Raw genomic sequence first — 18,252 nt, 5'->3', positions numbered from 1 at the left:
CGACCGGACGCCCCAAAGGGAGCAGGCCGCTGGATTGGCCCACGGGATTTCGCCCGTCTCCAGATCGACCAGCCAAACCGGATCCGAGATCAGGCAAAAGGCCGAAAGATCATCCGAAGACCAATCCCGATCCGAGGTTTGATCGGTGCAGACCACGACGCCCATGGCAAAGGAAGCTCAAATTGGGGACTCTCGCGATCGTAAGGGGATAAACGTTAAATTGATGCGAATGCAACATTGCAGGCAGACCCGGATTGCGCCCGCAACGACGCATCAAAATATCCATTGCACGCAATATTGCATGCCGTCAGTGAAGGAAAAATTTCGGCTGACGCTCAGGGCAAGTCCAGTTCCTGGATGTAGCGCGTCAGCGCGCAGCTGGCGTTCAGCATGTGTGCGCGCATGCAGCGGGCGGCTTCCTCGCCGTCGCCGCGTGCCATGGCGTCGAGAATGGCGCCGTGTTCGGCATGGGAAGTCGCCAGCCGGTCGCCATGGCGAAGCTGTGTGCGGCGGAAGGCGGCGAGGCGGGCCCGGATGCCGACCGCCTGTTCCGCCATGAACTGGTTGTGGGTGGCCTGATAGATCGCCTCGTGGAAGCGGCGGTTGAAGTCGTCATAGGCGTCGAGATCGCCGCCGCGCACCGTGTCCGCCGAGGATTCATGCATGGTCTGCAGCCGGCTGCGTTCGATCGGGGTGATGCGGTAGGTTGCGAGGCGGACGCACATCGCCTCCATTTCCGCCGTTGTTTCGAACATGTCCATGATGCGCTCGGCCGTCATGGTGGCGACCACCACGCCGCGGCGTGGCCGCACTTCCACCATGCCGGTGGTGGCGAGTTGGCGCAGCGCTTCGCGCACCGGGGTGCGGGAGGCGCCGAACCGTTGGCCGATCTGCTGTTCGTCGAGTGGCGTGCCCGGCTTCAGCCGGCCGGTGGCGATCTCGTCGGCCAGCGCCAGACGGATGACGTCGGAGAGCAGGCTCTTGCCGTCGTCGGACACGTCCCGGTCGGCGGCTTCCATCGTCTGAAGGGCATCCATTGCGTACATAACCCTCTTTGATCGTCTGGCTGCGTATGCGCAACTGCCAATCTTATCCCCGATAAGTATACAAAAAGCGGCGAGACGGTCAAAATTATGTTTTTCTCGCTGAAAATCGGTGGTATGTATGCACAACAGTAGCGGCGGCTGATCAAAAAATACAAAAAGCTCTGCGCAAGGGCGAAGCGCATACGTAACCTGGATGCGCTTCCGGCGGGGCAGCCAATGTCGGCCGCCGTCGTGTCTTCGTGCCCGGCCATGCCCGGATCTCAATTCCGTGTTGGACCGCCGGGCCGCATGAACCGACGAAATGGGGAAGCGCACATGATGGGTCGCTACGGAGCTTCAATTCCAATCAACACCGCCGCCTCGATCGAGGGGGAAGGCGCGCCATGGTGATCTTCGGCACCGCACTTCTGGCGGGTTGCTATCTGCTGGGCGTCCTGCTCGGCGATATCCTGGGGTCGCTGATCGGGGTCAAGGCCAATGTCGGCGGCGTCGGCATCGCCATGATGCTGCTGATGGCCGCGCAGTACCACATGCGCAAGCGCGGGCTGATGCGCCCGGAAACCGAGAGGGGCGTCACCTTCTGGGCGATGATGTACATCCCCGTGGTGGTCGCGATGGCCGCCACCCAGAACGTCATCGTCGCCGTCAAGGGCGGTCCGATCGCCCTGCTGGCCGCGCTCGGCTCGGTCGCGCTCTGCGCCTGCGTCATCTCGCTGATCAACCGCGCGATCCAGCGGACCGGAGCCGCCGCCGCCTGGCAGGCCGCCACGCCCGCCGCCGAACTCGAATAAGGGCACCCGCCATGCTCGACAAATTCATCCACGAGATCGTGGACAACCAGCTGGTCGCCGCCTTCGCTTTCGTCGGCATCATCGTCTGGGTTTCCAATTTCCTGGCCCGCCATCTGACAGGCGGCCGTGTGCATGGCTCGGCCATCGCCGTGCTGGCGGGGCTGGCGCTCGCCTATTGGGGCGGGCTGGTCACCGGCAAGACCAAGGGGATGGCCGACCTGACCCTGTTCGGCGGGCTTGCCTTGATGGGCGGCGCCATGATGCGCGACTTCTGCATCGTCGCCACCGCCAGCGAGGTGCAGATCGACGAGGCGCGCAAGGCCGGCTGGCTCGGCTTCATCGCGCTGTTCCTCGGCACCGTGCTGCCCTTCATCGTCGGCGTCGCCGTCGCCATGGCCTTCGGCTACACCGACCCGGTGGCGCTGACCACCATCGGTGCCGGCGCCGTCACCTACATCGTCGGCCCGGTCACCGGTGCGGCCATCGGCGCCAGCTCCGACGTCATCGCGCTCAGCATCGCCACCGGTGTGGTCAAGGCGATCCTGGTGATGATCTTCACTCCCATCCTGGCCGGCTTCATGCGGCTGGACAATCCGCAGGCGGCGATGGTCTTCGGCGGACTGGCCGGCACGGTCAGCGGCGTCAGTGCCGGGCTGGCGGCGACCGATCGGCGGCTGGTGCCCTACGGCGCCCTGGTCGCCACCTTCCACACCGGTCTGGGCTGCCTGATGGGACCGTCCGTCCTCTTCCTGGCGATCAAGGCGGTCGCGGGCTGATTTGCAGCCGTCCATTTCAAACCCAGCGATGAAGGAAGTTGACACCATGCGCGACTGGAACCTGCAGGGGCGCAACCGCGACGCCCGGCTGGCCCGCGCCGCCAGCCTTGCCGAGGGCAAGCGCGTCGCCACCGCTGATGCCCGCGCTCTGCTGGAGGCGGTGCTGGAACCGGGCGACCGCGTCTGCCTGGAAGGCAACAACCAGAAGCAGGCCGATTTCCTCGCCCGAACCCTGGCCTCGGTCGATCCGGCGCGGGTGAACGGCCTGCACATGGTGCAGTCGGTGCTTGCCCTGCCGGAGCATCTGGACGTCTTCGAGCGCGGCATCGCCGCAAAGCTGGACTTCTCCTTCTCCGGCCCGCAAGGCGCGCGGCTGGCGCGCATGGTGGCGGACGGGCGGATTTCCATCGGCGCCATCCACACCTATCTGGAGCTGTTCGGCCGCTATTTCGTCGATCTGACGCCGCGGGTCAGCCTCGTCGCCGCCCAGGCGGCCGATGCCGCCGGCAACCTCTACACCGGTCCCAACACCGAGGACACGCCGGTCATCGTCGAGGCGACCGCCTTCAAGCGCGGCATCGTCATCGCCCAGGTGAACGAGCTGGTCGATACGGTTCCGCGCGTTGACATCCCCGGCGGCTGGGTCGATTTCGTCATCCAGAGCCCGACGCCGCACTACATCGAACCGCTGTTCACCCGCGACCCGGCCCAGATCTCGGAAATCCAGGTGCTGATGGCGATGATGGCCATCAAGGGCATCTATGCCGAATACGGCATCCAGCGGCTGAACCACGGCATCGGCTTCGACACCGCGGCGATCGAGCTTCTGCTGCCGACCTATGCGGAGTCGCTGGGGCTCAGGGGCAAGATCTGCCGGCACTGGGCGTTGAACCCGCACCCGGCGCTGATCCCCGCCATCGAGGCCGGCTTCGTCGAGAGCGTCCATTCCTTCGGATCCGAACTGGGGATGGAGGCCTATATCCGGGCGCGGCCGGACGTGTTCTTCACCGGGGCCGACGGCAACATGCGCTCCAACCGGGCGATGTGCCAGGCGGCCGGACATTACGCCTGCGACCTGTTCATCGGCTCAACCCTTCAGATCGACCTCGCCGGCAACAGCTCCACCGCCACGCTGGGACGCATCGCCGGCTTCGGCGGCGCGCCCAACATGGGGGCCGACGCCCGTGGACGCCGCCATGCCAGCCCGGCCTGGCTGAAGGCGGGACGCGAGGCGCGGGAGGGCGGCGGGCAGATGCCGCGCGGCCAGAAGCTGGTCGTCCAGATGGTCGAGACCTTCCGCGAGCACATGCAGCCGGCCTTCGTCGAGCGGCTCGACGCCTGGGAACTGGCGGAAAGCGCCGGCATGGAGCTGCCGCCGGTGATGATCTACGGCGACGACGTCACCCACATCCTGACGGAGGAGGGCATCGCCAACCTGCTGCTTTGCCGCAGCGTGGAGGAGCGGGAGCAGGCGATCCGGGGTGTTGCCGGCTACACCCCCGTCGGGCGCGGCCGCGACCGCCGCATGGTCGAGACCCTGCGCGACCGCGGCATCATCCGCCGGCCGGAGGATCTGGGCATCGACAAGCGGATGGCGACCCGCGACCTGCTGGCCGCGCGGTCGGTCAAGGACCTCGTGCGTGCATCGGGCGGCCTGTACGACCCGCCCAAACGCTTCCGCAACTGGTGAGCCGAAACCCATGGAAATCCTGACCTACGAATATCGCGGCGGCCGTCCCGTGGCTTCGCCGCCGCCGTCCGTCCTTGTGGGCGTCGTCGGCTCCGGCAATCTGGAGGTGCTGGTCGAGCCGGCGCCGCTCGGCGGGCTCTGCCGCGTCGAGGTGCAGACCGCCGCGGTCGGCTTCGGCGCGACATGGCAGGCGGTGCTCGACGACGTGTTCGCCCGCCATCCGCTGGCCGATGTCCGCATCTCCATCAACGATGTCGGCGCCACCCCGGCCGTGGTCGGCCTGCGGCTGGATCAGGCGCTCGACGCCTTCGCCGGAGGAGCGCAGTCATGAGCAGCTATTACGAGGACAGTGCCCGTGGCCGTCTGGCCGGGCTGCTCGATCCCGGCAGCTTCGTTGAAATCCTGCCGCCGACCGAGCGCATGGTCAGCCCGCATCTGCGCCAGCTTGACACACCGGCCGCCTTCGACGACGGCATCGTGGTGGGCGAGGGTCGGCTGGCCGGCCGCCGGGTGCTGGCCGCCGCCCAGGAGGGCGGCTTCATGGGCGGTGCGGTGGGCGAGGTGCATGGCGCCAAGCTGACCGGCCTGTTGGAACGCGCGCTCGACAGCCGTCCCGACGGCGTGCTGCTGCTGGTCGAATCCGGCGGCGTGCGGCTGCACGAGGCCAATGCCGGGCTGATCGCGGTTTCCGAGGTGATGCGGGCGGTGCTGGCCGTGCGGGCATCCGGCATTCCGGTCATCGTGCTGGACGGCGGCACCTTCGGCTGTTTCGGTGGCATGGGCATCGTGTCCCGCCTGTGCGACGCGGTGGTGATGAGCGAGGAGGGACGGCTCGGCCTGTCCGGCCCCGAGGTGATCGAGACCACCATGGGGGTGGAGGAGTTCGACAGCCGAGACCGTGCGCTGGTCTGGCGCACCGTCGGCGGCAAGCACCGCTACCTGCTGGGCGAGGCGGCGACTCTGGTCGAGGACGACGTCGCCGCCTTCCGCACAGCCGCCCTCGCCCTGCTGGACGGGAGGCCCGACCTGTCGTTGGCCGCCCTGGAAGCCGAGCATGCCGCGCTGGGCAGCCGGCTGGAGCGGTTCGGCGATTGCCGTGACGCGTTGGACATTTGGGAGCGACTGGGGGTGGAGGATCCGGAACAGCTGCCGATCCTCGACACCGCCAGTTTCCTCGCCACCGTCCGCGACCGGAGGGCCTGAACCATGGATTTGAGCACTCTTCTGGACCGGCTGTTCCCGGACGGGCACGACATCGCTTTCGACGGGGTTTATTTCGACGGCATCGGCCGGGTCTTCGGCGGCGAGGTGGCGGTGATCGGCACCATCGACAACACGCCGATCGGCATCGAGCTGGCCTTCCGCATGGCCGGCACGGTGCTGGAGGTGGTGCGCCGCCATCCCGGCCGGCCGATCCTGCTGCTGGTCGACACCCAGGGCCAGCGGCTGAGCCATCGCGACGAGCTGCTGGGCATCAACGGCTACATGGCACATCTCGCCAAATGCATCGACCTCGCCCGCCGCAACGGGCATCGGGTGCTGGGGCTGGTCTATGGGCAGGCGGTCAGCGGCGGTTTCCTCGCCACCAGTCTGCTGGCCGACCGTTGCTATGCCCTGCCGGATGCCGAGATCCGGGTGATGAACCTGCCGGCGATGTCCCGTGTCACCAAGATCCCGCTGGAACGGCTGACCGAGCTGAGCGCGTCGTCTCCTGTGTTCGCCCCCGGCGTGGAGAATTACCGCCGGATGGGCGCCATCACCGGCCTGTGGGACGGCGACCTCGCCGCCTGCCTCGCCGAGGCGCTGGCGGCACCTGTGGATGGCGATCCGCGCCGGTCGTTGGGCGAGGAGCGCGGCGGTCGGCAGCTTGCCCGCAAGGTGGCCGACCGGGTGCGGCACGATGCCGTCTGACCCGTGGGCGCGCCATGGCTGGGTTCGGCTGGCGGAGGGCTGGGCGGAACATCTCCGCTCCCCTCTGGCGGCGGCGGAGCAGGCCGAGGCTGCGGACTGGTGCGCCGCCGGCCGACCTTTGGTGATCGCGCGCGGCCGGTCGGGTGACGAGGCGGGGGAGCTTCGGCTCGGCCTCGCCACCCCAGACAAGCGGCGCATCGGCCTGCATGTGGCGGTCGGCGCGGTGGCCGAACGTTTGGCTCCGCTGCCGCTGGCCGAGGCGCTGAATTCAGCCCCGGCGGCATGGCAGCCGATGCTGGTGGAACTGGTGCGGCGGGCGCTGGACTTGGGTGTGGCGGCGGCGGTTTATGGCTCGCTGGCTTGGCAGCACCGCACCGGCCTGCGCTATGTCCGGCCGGAGTCGGACATCGACCTGGTGTTCGCTCCACGCGACCGTTGGCAGCTGGACCGGTTGCTGGATCTGCTGGCGGAAACCGGTGACGGCCCCCCCCGCCTGGACGGCGAAATCCTGCTGCCGGATGGGGTGGCGGTCGCGTGGCGGGAACTGGTTGGCCGGCCCGCCCGCCTGCTGGTCAAGGGACCGGTGGAGGTGGGCTTGCGTGACCTCGCGTCCGTGCTTGCGCTGTTCGACCGGAAGGATGCCGCATGATCCGCAGCAATGCCGCGCTTTCCTCCAGTCCCGCCGATGCTGCCGGACCGCTCGCGGCGATGGTCGGGCGGACGGCGGTCCGTGCGCTCTATGCCGAACTGGCGCTCCACCCGAAGCCGGGACTGGTCAGCCCGCTCGACAGCGGCAGCCATGACGACATGGACATGGGCACCTTCCTGCGCAGCCTGTTCGCCCTGCGCGGCTATTTCCGCACCATCGCCGCCGCGGGTGCTGCGGGGGAAGATTTCGCCACCCTGCGCGACCTCGGCATCGCCGCCGAGCGCCGGATGCTGGCGGCCACCGGCGGTGTCAACACGCACCGCGGCGCGGTGTTCGGCATCGGGTTCCTCGCCGCCGCGGCGGGTTGGCGGATGCGCCGGGGCCTGACGCTGCGGGGAGCGGCGCTTGGCGAGACGGTCGCCGACCGGTGGGGAGCCGGCATCCTGGCCGCCGCACCGCTGGTCCCCGCCAGCCACGGTGCGCGGGCAGTCCAGCGTTATGGCGCCCGCGGTGCCCGGTTGGAGGCGGCGGACGGCTTTCCGACCCTGTTCACGCTTGCGCTGCCGGCGCTGGACCGCGCGCTGACGCTTGGCGCCGATCCGGAACGGGCGCTGATGCAGACACTGTTCACCCTGATGGCCGAACTGGAAGACACCAACCTGCTGCATCGCGGCGGTCCCGCCGGGCTGGCCTTCGTCCGGGAGGGCGCCCGCTGCTTCCTCGACCGCGGCGGGGTGTTCCGCGGTAATTGGCGGGCCGAGGCGCTGGCCCTGCACCGCGCCTGCGTCGCCCGCCGCCTGTCGCCCGGCGGCAGCGCCGACATGCTGGCGGCGGCGCATTTCGTTCACGCCCTGCGAAGGGGCTGGGCATGAGTCTGGGTATCCTCTGTTCCGGCCAGGGCGGACAGGGGCCGGGCATGCTGGAGCCGCTGCGGCGCGAGCCGGCGGCGCAGGCGGTGCTGGACCGAGCCGCCACGGTCATGGGCCGGGATCCGGGCGCTCTGGTGGCCGGGCCGGAGGCGGAGATGCAGCGCAATGCCGTCGCCCAGCCCCTGCTCTGCGCGGTCCAGGCGGCGACCTGGGCGGCGCTGCGCCCGCATCTGCCGCCGCTGCGGGCGGTCGTCGGCTACAGCCTGGGAGAGCTGTCGGCCTATCATGTCGCGGGGGCGCTCGACGCCGACGAGCTGGTTCGCCTGGCGGTTCGGCGGGCCGAGGCGATGGACCGCGCCGACACCGAGCCCGGCGGGCTTCTGGCGGTGCGTGGGCTCGACCGGGCGCGGCTGGTGACGGTGTGCCGCGACTGGGGTGTCGACATCGCCATCGAGAACGGTACCGACCGCTTCGTCATCGGCGGGCACCGGACGGTGCTGGACGATGTGGAGCGGGCAGCGCAGGCACTGGGCGCCTCCGTTACGCCGCTGCCGGTCACCGTCGCCTCGCACACCCTGCTCATGGCGCCCGCGGTGGCGGAGTTCGGCCCGATCCTGGCGGCGAGCGGCCTGCGGACTCCACCGTTGCCGGTTCTGGCCGGTATCGACGGTACCCCGGTCTACACCCGCGAACGGGCGGTCGCGGCGCTGACCCGCCAGATGGCGGAAACGGTCGCCTGGGCCGCCTGCCTGGACGGGCTGATCGAGATGGGCTGCACCGTCCTGCTGGAGACCGGTCCCGGCAACGTGCTGGCGCGGATGGCCGCCGAGCGGCATCCCGACCTGCCCGTCCGCTCCGTGGCCGATTTCCGCAGCCTGTCCGGCGCCGCCGCCTGGGTGGAGCGGCAGCTCGGCTGACCGCAAGTTCAGCGACGGGCCGGCTTCGGTCCCAGCACGCAGGCGACGGCGGCGAGGATCAGCACCAGCGCCGCCGCCAGCCGCGGCGTCACCGGATCGCCCAGCAGCAGCACGGCACCGCCCACCCCGACCACGGGAATCAACAGGGTGCTGACCGCCGCCTCTCCGACCGTCAGGCGGCGGACGGTGACGTACCACAGCGCCTGCGCCACGCAGATCGAACAGACGATATGCCAGGCGAAGCCGGCCCAGACTGCCGGGTGAAGCTCGGCCAGGGCCGGCCGGGCTTCGGTCGCCGCCAGCCCGATCATCGGCAGGGCGCAGAGCACATATTGCCAGCCGGTGATGACCATCGGGTGGGTGCGCCACACCCGGCGCTTCATCACGATGGTGCCGAGCGCCCAGGCCACCGCCGCCACCAGCATCACCGCCGGCCCGGCCAGGGCGGAGGGGGGCGCCGACAGCGCCTCCGGCCCCAGCAGGACCAGCAGCCCGGACAGCCCGCAGGCCAGCCCGACGATCTGGCGCGGCCCCGGCCGTTCGCCCAGCAGCGGGATCGCCAGCAGCGTCGCCCACACCGGCATGGTGAAGGCGACGATGGCCGCCTGCGAGGTCGCCATCAGGCTCTGGCCCAGCGCCGTGCAGAGATTGAAGACCAGCACGTTGCACAGCCCCGCCGCCGCCAGCGCCGGCCACTCCCCCCGCTCCACCCGCAGCCGGTGCCCGGCCAGCCGCGCCGCTCCCAGCAGCAGCACCGCCCCAGCGGTGAAGCCGATGGCGCGCAGGCTGAAGATCGGCACCTGTGTCAGGATCGTCTTCACCGCCGGCCAGTTCAGGCCCCAGAACAGGCTGATGACGGCGATCAGCAGGTATTTGAAGGGATCGCGGCCGGTGCCGCTGGCGGCGACGGCGGTCATGCTGCCGTCTTGCCTTCAAACCCGTCCAGGAAGCTCGACAGATTGGCCGACAAATCATCGATGGCGTAACCGCCCTCCTGAACCAGAACCGTCGGCAGGCCAGTGGCGGCGAGCAGCGCGCCCATGCGGGCGAAACCCGGGGTGGTGACGCCGAAGGCGGCCAGCGGGTCGTTGATGAAGGTGTCGAAGCCCAGCGAGATGAACAGCATCTCGGGCGCAAAGCGCTGGATCGCGTCCAGGCCCTTGCCGATGGTCGCCAACACCGTCGCCTCGTCGCTGCCGATGGGCAGGGGGAGATTGTGGTTGTAGCCCTCACCGCGCCCGATGCCGCGTTCCTGCGCGTAGCCGGCCATGTGCGGATAGAACTCCGCCGGGTCGCCGTGGACCGAGACGAAGAACACGTCGTCGCGCTCGTAGAAGATGTCCTGGGTGCCGTTGCCATGATGGACGTCGACGTCGATGATCGCCACCCGCGCCGGCCGTCCCTGGGCGCGCAGCAGCGGCAGCACCGACTCCGCCGCGATGGCGACATGGTTGAGGTAGCAGAAACCGCCGGCCATATCGCGGGTGGCATGGTGCCCCGGCGGCCGGCACAGCGCATAGGCCGCGCTGTCCGCCCCGGTGGCGACCAGCTTTGCCGCATGGATGGCGGCGTTGGAAGCGGCGCATGTGGCGGCCCAGGTCCCCTCGCCGATCGGGCAGGCGGTGTCGAACATGTGCCAGCCCGCCTGCCCGACGATGCCGGTGGGATAGTTGGGAGCCGCCTGCATCCGGTGGACGTTGGGCAGCACCACGTCGCCCATGTCGCCCGCCGCCACCCAGCGCGCGTGCGCCGTCTCCAGGAAGGCGAGATAGGCCGGCGTGTGCACGGCGGCGCGGGGAGCGGAACCGTAATCGTCGGGCAGGATCAACGTCTCGCCGCGCTTCTCGATCAGCGAGGCCAGCGCGCCGACCCGCTCCGGCTTCTCCGGCAGGGCGCGCAGCAGGCCCTTGTTGAAGTAGGTGGCGGGGCGGTGCAGGGCGGCGTCGGGGTGATGGACGAACTTCATGGGGAAACTCTCCGGAGAGCGGACAGGCTCAGGGCTTTCCAGCCGTGGCGACCAGCGTTTCGAACAGCACGGCGGCGCCGCGGGCACCGTCGGCGGGGGCGATGTTCTCGACCTCGTTGTGGCTGATGCCGTCCTCGCAGGGGATGAAGATCATCGCCGTCGGCACCTTGCCCGCCACATAGACCGCGTCATGGCCGGCGCCCGACACGATGTCGCGATGGCTGAAGTCGAAGCCGCCCGCCGCCTCGCGCACCCGGTCGACCAGCGGCTTGGCGAAGGGCGTCGGCGGGAAATGCCAGAAGTCGGCGATCTCGGCGCCCACGCCCTGCTGGCCTGCAATCTCCGCGATGGCGGCGCGGAAGCGGCGGTCCATGTCGGCCAGCGTGTCGGCGTCCGGGTGGCGCAGATCGACGGTGAAGAAGACGCGGCCGGGGATGACGTTGCGCGAATGCGGGTGGACGTCGAGGATGCCGACGGTGGCGCAAGGATCGCCCGCGGTCTCCAGCCCGACCCGCTGCACCGCCTGCACCATCGCCGAGGCGGCGACCAGCGCGTCGCGGCGCAGGCGCATCGGCGTCGGTCCGGCATGGGCCTCGACGCCCGTCACCGTCACCTCGTACCAGCGCTGGCCCTGCGCCCCGGTGACGACGCCGATCTCCTTGCCCTCGACCTCCAGCACCGGCCCCTGTTCGATGTGAGCCTCAAGGTAGGCGTGCATCGGATGGTCGACCGGCGCCTCGCCGGCATAGCCGGTGCGGACCAGTTCGTCGCCCAGCCGCGCGCCGTCCTGCGCCACCTTGTCCAGGATCTCGTCCAGCGTGAAGACGCCGGTGACGACGCCCGACCCCATCATCGGCGGCGAGAAGCGCGAGCCCTCCTCGTTGGTCCACACCGCGACTTCCACCGGGTGCAGGGTTTCCACCCCGCGGTCGTTCAGCGAGCGGACAACTTCCAGTGCCGCCAGCACGCCGAACACGCCGTCGAAGCGTCCGCCGGTCGGCTGGGTGTCGAGATGGCTGCCCATCACCACCGGGGGCAGGCTGTCGTCGCGGCCCTTGCGGCGGGCGAAGATGTTGCCGATGCGGTCGACGGTCACCGTGCAGCCGGCAGCCTCGCACCAGGAGACGAACAGGTCGCGGCCGGCCTTGTCCTCGTCCGACAGGGCAAGGCGGCAACTGCCGCCCTTCGCGGTTGCGCCGATCTTCGCCATGGCGGCAAGGCTGTCCCACAGGCGCTGGCCGTCGATGGGCAGATTGGAGGGGAGGGACATGGAGACTCCACGCAGAATTTTTCGTTGAAGGCAGCGGCGGAGCGGTCAGGCCGCTTCGCGCCTTTCCCGTGCCCGCAGATCGACCATCGCCAGCACCGCCCGCAGCATCGGCACGTCGACGCCGGTACGGTCCGCCAGCTCGATCACCGAGCCCAGGATGGCGTCCAGTTCCAGCCGGCGACCGGCCTCATAGTCCTGGAGCATCGAGGTCTTGAAGTCGCCCACACCAGCGGCCATGGCGATGCGCTCGTCGACGCTGGTGGTGAAGACCACCCCCAGCCTTTCCGCCACCGCCTTCGCCTCCAGCATCATGGCGCGGCCGGCTTCCCGCGTGCCGGGGTCGTTGCACAGCCGGCCGAGCGTCGATCCGGTCAGCACGCTGAGCGGATTGAAGGCGAGGTTGCCCCACAGCTTCACCCAGATCGCCTGCCGGATGTCCGTGGTCTTCGCCGGCTGGAAGCCCGCCTGCCCAAACAGCGTGACGACGCGGTCCACCGCTGAGTTATCCCGGTCGCCGGCATCGCCGAAGACGAAGCGCTGATCGCTGACATGGCGGATGCGGCAGGGGCCGTCACCCTCCACCGCGACGAAGCTGGTCGCCCCCACCACCCGGTCGGGGTCGATGGAGCGCCACAGCAGCCCGTCGGGATCGACGCTGGCGAGCGGCCGGTCGGCCAACGGCTCCGGCTGGCGGTGCGGATACCACCAGGGAATGCCGTTGACCATCGGCACGATGGTGGTATCCGGCCCCAGCAGCGGCGTCAGCGTGTCGATGGTACCGCGCAGCGCATGGGCCTTAACGCAGAGGAACACCAGATCCTGCGGCCCGAGCGACAGGCTGTCGTCGGTGACGCGCGGGGTGAGCCGGGCGACGCGGTTCAGCGGCGTCACCATGGTCAGGCCGTTGCGGCGGATGGCGGATGCCGCGTTCGGCCGGGCGACCAGCGTCACCTCCGCCTCGGTGGCGCTGAGCCGTGCGGCCAGCAGGCCGCCGACCGCGCCGGCCCCGATGATGGCGACCTTCATTCAGTGCGCTCCTGCCGGAACTTTTTGCAGGTCGTCCGGGATGTGCCAGGACTTCCCCGGAATGGCGTCGAGCAGGCTGCAGGTGTAGGCGTCGCGCGGGTGGGTGAACACCTCGCGCGCGGTGCCCATCTCGACGATTTTGCCGCGGCGCATCACCGCGATGGTGTCGCAGACCTGGGCAGCCACCCGCAGATCGTGCGTGATGAACAGCATGGCGAGGTTCAACCGTCGGCGGATGTCGTCCAACAGCTCCAGCACCTGTCCCTGCACCGACACGTCGAGCGCCGACACCGGCTCGTCCGCCACCAGCAGCTTCGGCTCCATGGCGAGCGCGCGGGCGATGCCGATGCGCTGGCGCTGGCCGCCGGAGAACTCGTGCGGGAAGCGGTCGGCGGCCGACCCGTCCAGACCCACCATCGCCAACAGCTCGCGCGCGCGGGCCAGCGCCTTGGCCCGGTCCTCGCCGAAGGCGACCGGCCCTTGCGCCACGATGTCGCCGACGCGGTGGCGCGGGTTCAGCGAGGCGTAGGGGTCCTGGAACACCATCTGCACCGCCCGGCGGTAGGGCCGGAAGCCCTTGCGGTCGAGCGCCAGCAGGTCGGTGCCCTCGAACAGGATGCGGCCCGAATCCGGCTTGATCAGCCCGACGATGGAACGGCCGAGCGTCGATTTGCCCGACCCGGACTCCCCGACCAGCCCGACCGTCTCGCCAGGATGGATGGTCAGCGACAGGTCATCGCCGGCCACGACCTGCTTGGACTTCTTGAACAGCCCGCCGCCGACATGGAAGACCTTGCGCACCTTGTCGGCGACCAGCAGCGGCGCGCCGGCCTTGGCATGATCGTCGCGGTGCTCGATGTAGTGTGGGACCGAGGCGATCAGCTGCCGGGTATAGGGATGCTGCGGCCGGTTCAGCACGTCGGACGCCGTGCCATATTCCACCAGCTTGCCGTGGCGCATCACCGCCACCCGGTGCGCGATCTCCGCCACCACGCCGAAATCATGGGTGATGAACATCATGCCCATGTGGCGCTCGGCCTGGATCGAGCGGATCAGGTCGAGGATCTGCTTCTGGGTGGTGACGTCCAGCGCGGTGGTCGGCTCGTCGGCGATCAGGATGTCGGGCTGGCAGGCCAGCGCCATGGCGATCATCACGCGCTGGCGCTGGCCGCCCGACAGGCGGAAGGGATAGGCATCGGCCAGCTCGGCCGGGTTGGGCAGCCCGACCTGGCCCAGCAGTTCCACCACGCGGGCACGGCGGGCGGGGGCGGGCAGGCCGGTGTGCTCGCGCAAGCTCTCGCCGATCTGGCGGCCGACCCGCATCAGCGGGTTCAGCGCCGTCATCGGCTCCTGGAACACCATGGCGATGCGACCGCCGCGCAGGGAGCGCTGCTCGGCCTCCGGCATGGACAGCACGTCCTTGCCCTTGAACAGCAGGCTGCCGCCGGCAACGCGGACATGGGGGGCGGGCAGCAGGCCCATCATGGCGTGCGCGGTCATCGACTTGCCGGAACCGGACTCGCCGACCACGCAGAGGATCTCGTTGGGATTCAGGGTGAAGGTCAGGTTGTCCACCGCCAGCGGGCGGTCGGCGCCCGGCGGTAGCGCGATGCTGAGGCCGCGCACATCGAGAAGAGGCGTGGTCATGGCTGCGGTCTCCGTCGCGGTGCGAAGCAATTCCAACTGGCTCATCCGATCACCCTCGTGACCGGGCGAGCTTCGGGTTCAGGGCGTCGTTCAGCCCCTCGCCGACGAGGTTCAGCGCCAGCACGGTCAGCACGATGGCGAGACCGGGGAAGACGCTCATCCACCAGGCCTGCCGGATCACCGTGCGGGCGGCGCCGATCATGTAGCCCCAGCTCATCGCATTGGGATCGCCAAGGCCGAGGAAGCTCAGCGAACTTTCGAGCAGAATGGCGGTCGCTACCATCAGCGAGGCCGACACGATGATCGGCGACAGGCTGTTGGGCAGGATCTGGCGCAGGATGATGGTGCTGCTGCTCTGGCCGGTGGTGATGGCGGCCTGGACGAACTCGCGGGTGCGCAGGCTGAGGAACTCGGCGCGGGCCAGACGGGCCAGCGGCGGCCAGCTGACGATGGCGATGGCGGCGACGATGGTGGTCAGGCTGGGGGTGAAGATGGCGACCAGCACCACGGCCAGCACGAAGTTCGGAATGGTCTGGAACAGCTCGGTGAAGCGCATGATGGCGTCGTCCACCTTGCCGCCATGGAAGCCGGCCAGTGCCCCCAGCGTGACGCCGATGGCGAGCGCCGCGGCGGTGGAGGTCAGGCCGATCAGCAGCGACACCCGCGCCCCGTGGGCGATACCCGACGCGATGTCGCGGCCCAGCATGTCGGACCCCAGCAGCGCATCTTCCGACAGCGGCGGCTGGAACGGCGCGGTGGCCATCTCCCACGGGTCGCCGGGGAACAGGACGGAGGCGAAGGCGGCCAGCACGACGATGGCGATCAGGATCACCAGCCCCAGGACCGCGCCCTTGTTGCGGACGAAGGCCCGCCAGAAATCGGAGTTCATCATTGCGACACCTGGATGCGCGGATCGACGAGGCCGTAGAGGATGTCGGTCAGGATGTTGAAGAGGATCACCATGATCGACGTGACCAGGAAGATGCCCAGCAGCACCTGATAGTCGCGCTGCAGCACCGCCTCGAAGGCCAGCCGGCCGATGCCGGGCCAGGCGAACACCGTTTCGATCAGGATGGAGCCGCCGACCAGCTGGCCGGCCTGGATGCCGGCCACGGTGATGACCGGCAGGATGGCGTTGCGCAGGATGTGGCGGGTGACGATGCGGCTCTGGGTCAGCCCCTTGGCCTTCGCCGTCTTGACGAAATCGAGGCTGCGAACCTCCAGCATCGAAGCGCGGGTCAGGCGCGCGTAGCCCGCCATGTAGAACAGCGCCAGCGTGATGACCGGCAGGATCAGGTGGACAGCGACGTCCGCCACATGGGCCAGCCCGGTATAGCCGGCGCCGATGGTCTCGTAGCCGAAGGCCGGCAGCCATCCCAGCTGGATGGAGAACAGCAGGCTCAGCATCAGCCCGATCCAGTAGATCGGTGTCGCATAGGCCAGGAGTGCCACGACGGTGATGGCGCTGTCGGCCCAGGTGCCGACGGCGACCGCCGCCAGCGTGCCGAGCGCCACCCCGGCGGCGAGCGCCAGGATGAAGGCGGTCAGCGTCAGCACCAGGGTTGCCGGCAGCCGTTCCGCCAGGATGTCCCAGACCGGCCGCTGCTGGCGGTAGGAGAAGCCGAGATCGCCCTGCACGACCTTGCCGACATAGGTGCCGAGCTGTTCGTAGAGCGGCCGGTCGAGCCCGAACTGCTCGCGCAGCTGCGTCACGAACTTTTCGTCGGCGGCCCCCGCCTCGCCCGCCATCACCATGGCCGGGTCGCCGGGGGCGGCGTGGACGAGGAAGAAGTTCATCACCACGATGGCGATCAGGATCGCGGCGGCCTTGACGAGGCGGCTCGCGAAAAGTTGGGCGAATCCCAGCATGGGCAGGTTCCTAATTCAATCGCCGCGATCTGGCCTCTCCCCGCTCACGCGTAAGCGTGGATTTCCCCTCTCCCCGGGGGGGAGAGGGGATACCTGGAGAGATCAACTCACTTCGCCAGCCAGACGCTTTCATAGGTGTCGTTGACACCGATGGCCGTCGTGTTGGCGTTCTTCACGCGCTTGTCGAGGAAGGTCGGGAATTCCATCTCCAGCAGCCACACCACCGGCAGATCGTCGGACAGGATGCGCTGGACCTCGCTGTACTGCTCCTGGCGCTTGGCCGGGTCGTTCTCGCGCGAGGCCTGGTCGAACAGCTCGTCCACCTTCGGGTTGGAATAGCCCATGGTGTTGGTGAACAGCACGCCCTTGCGGATGTTCGACGAGATGTAGGTGCGGGCCACGCCCAGCGCCGGGTCACCGTACTGGTAGAGGAAGTTGGTGGTGATCTCGTAATCCCAGTTGGCGACGCGCTGCGCCCAGCCGGCGGCGTCGGTGCTTTCCAGGACCACGGCGACGCCGACCTTGCCGAGCGCCTGCTTCAGATACTCGCCCAGACGGGTCCAGGTCTCGCCATAGGGCATCGGCATCAGCTTGACGGTGGCGCGCACGCCCTTGGCGTCGGGCTTCAGCCCCATCTCGTCCAGCAGCGCCTTGGCCTTCTCCGGGCTCGGCTCGTAGGTCGTGACCTTGGGGTCGTAGAACTTGACCACCGAGTTGATCGGGCCGGTCGGCACGCGGCCGAGGCCGAACCAGATCTTGTCGCGGATGAACTTGCGGTCGATGGCGTAGGCGATGGCCTTGCGGAAGCGCTTGTCGTCCAGCGGCTTGACGCGGTGGTTGATCTCCAGCCACGCCATCGGCGCCACGAACTCGTAGCCTTGGGTGGTCAGGGTCACATTCGGCAGGGTCTTCATGCGCGGAACCTCGAAGGGCTCCAGGTCGCTGTACTGGGTCTGCTGCACCTGCCCGCTTTCCAGCGCCAGTGAGCGGCTGGCAGCGTCCGGGATCACGCGGAAGGTGATGCCGTCGAGATAGGGCAGGTCCTTCTTGTAATAGTCCTCGTTGCGGACGAGCTGGATGTAGCTGCCCTTCACCCATTCCTTCAGCTTGAACGGGCCGGTGCCGATAGGGGTGGTGTTGGCGGGATTGGTGCGGTAGTCGCTGCCCTCATAGATGTGGGCCGGCACGATCGGGGCCGATGACACCTCGAAGGCCTGGATGAAGGCCGGGAACGGTTCCTTCAGCTTGAATTCGACGGTGTGGTCGTCCAGCGCCTTGATCGACTCGCAGCGGCTGAACACGGCGCGGGCGCGCGGGTGGACCTCCATCAGGAACTTGGAGGTGGAGAAGACCACATCGGCGGCGCTGAACGGCTTGCCGTCGTGCCACTTGACGTTCTGGAACAGCTTGAAGGTGTAGGTCAGGCCGTCCGGCGACACTGTCCAGCTTTCCGCCAGCGACGGCATCGGGGTGAGCTTGCGGTCGTAGGTCAGCAGGCCCTGATAGATCTTGCCGGCGACGGTCTGGGTCGGTCCCTGCTGGTTCAGGCCCAGCATCAGGGTCGGCGGTTCCGGCTGGACGATGGAGTTGAGGACACCGCCGCGGACCGGCGTCTCCTGTGCCATGGCCGGAGCGGCGATCAGCGCCGCGGTGCCCGGAATCGCGAGCGCGGCTGCCAGCAGGCCGGCGGCGGCGGCGCGGTGGAACCCGCGGGTGAAGCCGCGTTGGAGGCGGGCGGGGATACCGGAAAGGCGTCGTGTCATGCGGGTGTCCTCGTCTCCAGATGGTGTCGGTGTGGGATGCGACCCTGTTATCTTCGTTCTTC

Annotated in this window: 18 protein-coding genes and 1 pseudogene; 9 read left to right on the top strand and 10 right to left on the bottom strand. The window is 68.9% G+C overall.

What is annotated here, in order from left to right; all coding sequences use genetic code 11:
- Nucleotides 1-33: 33 nt before the first annotated feature.
- Nucleotides 34-165: pseudogene (locus E6C72_RS32750) on the bottom strand (hypothetical protein); the annotation flags it as partial.
- Nucleotides 166-335: 170 nt separating this feature from the next.
- A complete protein-coding gene (locus tag E6C72_RS24835; RefSeq protein WP_109442511.1) occupies nucleotides 336-1,037 on the bottom strand; it encodes a GntR family transcriptional regulator in 702 nt (233 codons plus the stop codon).
- 392 nt (nucleotides 1,038-1,429) lie between these two features.
- Between E6C72_RS24835 and madL the strand changes: the two genes are divergently transcribed.
- The 9 genes from madL to E6C72_RS24790 are packed head-to-tail and all read left to right on the top strand — an operon-like array spanning nucleotide 1,430 to nucleotide 8,649.
- Nucleotides 1,430-1,837, top strand: a complete 408-nt coding sequence (madL, locus tag E6C72_RS24830) for a malonate transporter subunit MadL (protein ID WP_109442510.1) — start codon at nucleotides 1,430-1,432, stop codon at nucleotides 1,835-1,837.
- Between the two features lie 11 nt (nucleotides 1,838-1,848).
- A complete protein-coding gene (madM, locus tag E6C72_RS24825) occupies nucleotides 1,849-2,613 on the top strand; it encodes a malonate transporter subunit MadM (RefSeq protein ID WP_109442509.1) in 765 nt (254 codons plus the stop codon).
- A 46-nt stretch (nucleotides 2,614-2,659) separates the two neighbouring features.
- Nucleotides 2,660-4,303 (top strand): malonate decarboxylase subunit alpha, encoded by a 1,644-nt coding sequence (gene mdcA, locus E6C72_RS24820; RefSeq protein ID WP_247875881.1) that lies wholly within the window; start codon nucleotides 2,660-2,662, stop codon nucleotides 4,301-4,303.
- A gap of 10 nt (nucleotides 4,304-4,313) precedes the next feature.
- Nucleotides 4,314-4,634 (top strand): malonate decarboxylase acyl carrier protein, encoded by a 321-nt coding sequence (mdcC, locus tag E6C72_RS24815; RefSeq protein ID WP_109442507.1) that lies wholly within the window; start codon nucleotides 4,314-4,316, stop codon nucleotides 4,632-4,634.
- Entirely contained in the window at nucleotides 4,631-5,506 is an 876-nt protein-coding gene (locus tag E6C72_RS24810; protein ID WP_109442506.1) for a biotin-independent malonate decarboxylase subunit beta, read from the top strand. The genes mdcC and E6C72_RS24810 overlap by 4 nt, the downstream gene beginning before the upstream one ends.
- Before the next feature lie 3 nt (nucleotides 5,507-5,509).
- Nucleotides 5,510-6,214 (top strand): biotin-independent malonate decarboxylase subunit gamma, encoded by a 705-nt coding sequence (mdcE, locus tag E6C72_RS24805; protein ID WP_109442505.1) that lies wholly within the window; start codon nucleotides 5,510-5,512, stop codon nucleotides 6,212-6,214.
- A complete protein-coding gene (mdcG, locus tag E6C72_RS24800; protein ID WP_109442504.1) occupies nucleotides 6,204-6,863 on the top strand; it encodes a malonate decarboxylase holo-[acyl-carrier-protein] synthase in 660 nt (219 codons plus the stop codon). The genes mdcE and mdcG overlap by 11 nt, the downstream gene beginning before the upstream one ends.
- On the top strand, nucleotides 6,860-7,735 hold the full coding sequence (gene mdcB / locus E6C72_RS24795) for a triphosphoribosyl-dephospho-CoA synthase MdcB (protein WP_109442503.1): 876 nt from the start codon (nucleotides 6,860-6,862) through the stop codon (nucleotides 7,733-7,735). Before mdcG ends, mdcB begins: the two co-directional genes overlap by 4 nt.
- On the top strand, nucleotides 7,732-8,649 hold the full coding sequence (locus E6C72_RS24790; protein WP_109442502.1) for an ACP S-malonyltransferase: 918 nt from the start codon (nucleotides 7,732-7,734) through the stop codon (nucleotides 8,647-8,649). Before mdcB ends, E6C72_RS24790 begins: the two co-directional genes overlap by 4 nt.
- 8 nt (nucleotides 8,650-8,657) lie before the next feature.
- Here the strand turns inward: E6C72_RS24790 and E6C72_RS24785 are convergent, their stop codons facing one another.
- From E6C72_RS24785 to E6C72_RS24750, 8 genes are all read right to left on the bottom strand, one after another.
- A complete protein-coding gene (locus E6C72_RS24785; RefSeq protein ID WP_109442501.1) occupies nucleotides 8,658-9,566 on the bottom strand; it encodes a DMT family transporter in 909 nt (302 codons plus the stop codon).
- The gene (locus tag E6C72_RS24780; protein WP_109442500.1) at nucleotides 9,563-10,615 is read right to left on the bottom strand and encodes a histone deacetylase family protein; all 1,053 of its coding nucleotides are present in this window, start codon (nucleotides 10,613-10,615) and stop codon (nucleotides 9,563-9,565) included. Before E6C72_RS24780 ends, E6C72_RS24785 begins: the two co-directional genes overlap by 4 nt.
- Before the next feature lie 28 nt (nucleotides 10,616-10,643).
- Nucleotides 10,644-11,885, bottom strand: coding sequence for a Zn-dependent hydrolase (locus tag E6C72_RS24775; RefSeq protein ID WP_109442499.1), 1,242 nt, complete (start codon nucleotides 11,883-11,885; stop codon nucleotides 10,644-10,646).
- Between the two features lie 45 nt (nucleotides 11,886-11,930).
- Nucleotides 11,931-12,911 (bottom strand): ketopantoate reductase family protein, encoded by a 981-nt coding sequence (locus tag E6C72_RS24770; protein WP_109442498.1) that lies wholly within the window; start codon nucleotides 12,909-12,911, stop codon nucleotides 11,931-11,933.
- On the bottom strand, nucleotides 12,912-14,558 hold the full coding sequence (locus tag E6C72_RS24765; protein ID WP_169055286.1) for an ABC transporter ATP-binding protein: 1,647 nt from the start codon (nucleotides 14,556-14,558) through the stop codon (nucleotides 12,912-12,914).
- A gap of 49 nt (nucleotides 14,559-14,607) precedes the next feature.
- Nucleotides 14,608-15,450 (bottom strand): ABC transporter permease, encoded by an 843-nt coding sequence (locus E6C72_RS24760; RefSeq protein ID WP_109442496.1) that lies wholly within the window; start codon nucleotides 15,448-15,450, stop codon nucleotides 14,608-14,610.
- A complete protein-coding gene (locus E6C72_RS24755; protein WP_109442495.1) occupies nucleotides 15,447-16,427 on the bottom strand; it encodes an ABC transporter permease in 981 nt (326 codons plus the stop codon). Before E6C72_RS24755 ends, E6C72_RS24760 begins: the two co-directional genes overlap by 4 nt.
- Nucleotides 16,428-16,534: 107 nt before the next feature.
- Entirely contained in the window at nucleotides 16,535-18,190 is a 1,656-nt protein-coding gene (locus E6C72_RS24750) for an ABC transporter substrate-binding protein (RefSeq protein WP_109442494.1), read from the bottom strand.
- Nucleotides 18,191-18,252 lie beyond the last annotated feature (62 nt).

The organism is Azospirillum sp. TSH100 (assembly GCF_004923295.1).
In the GTDB taxonomy this organism is placed as follows: Bacteria; Pseudomonadota; Alphaproteobacteria; order Azospirillales; family Azospirillaceae; genus Azospirillum.
The sequence above is the reverse complement of the archived record's forward strand: the minus strand, read 5'-3'. Positions and strand labels throughout refer to the sequence as shown.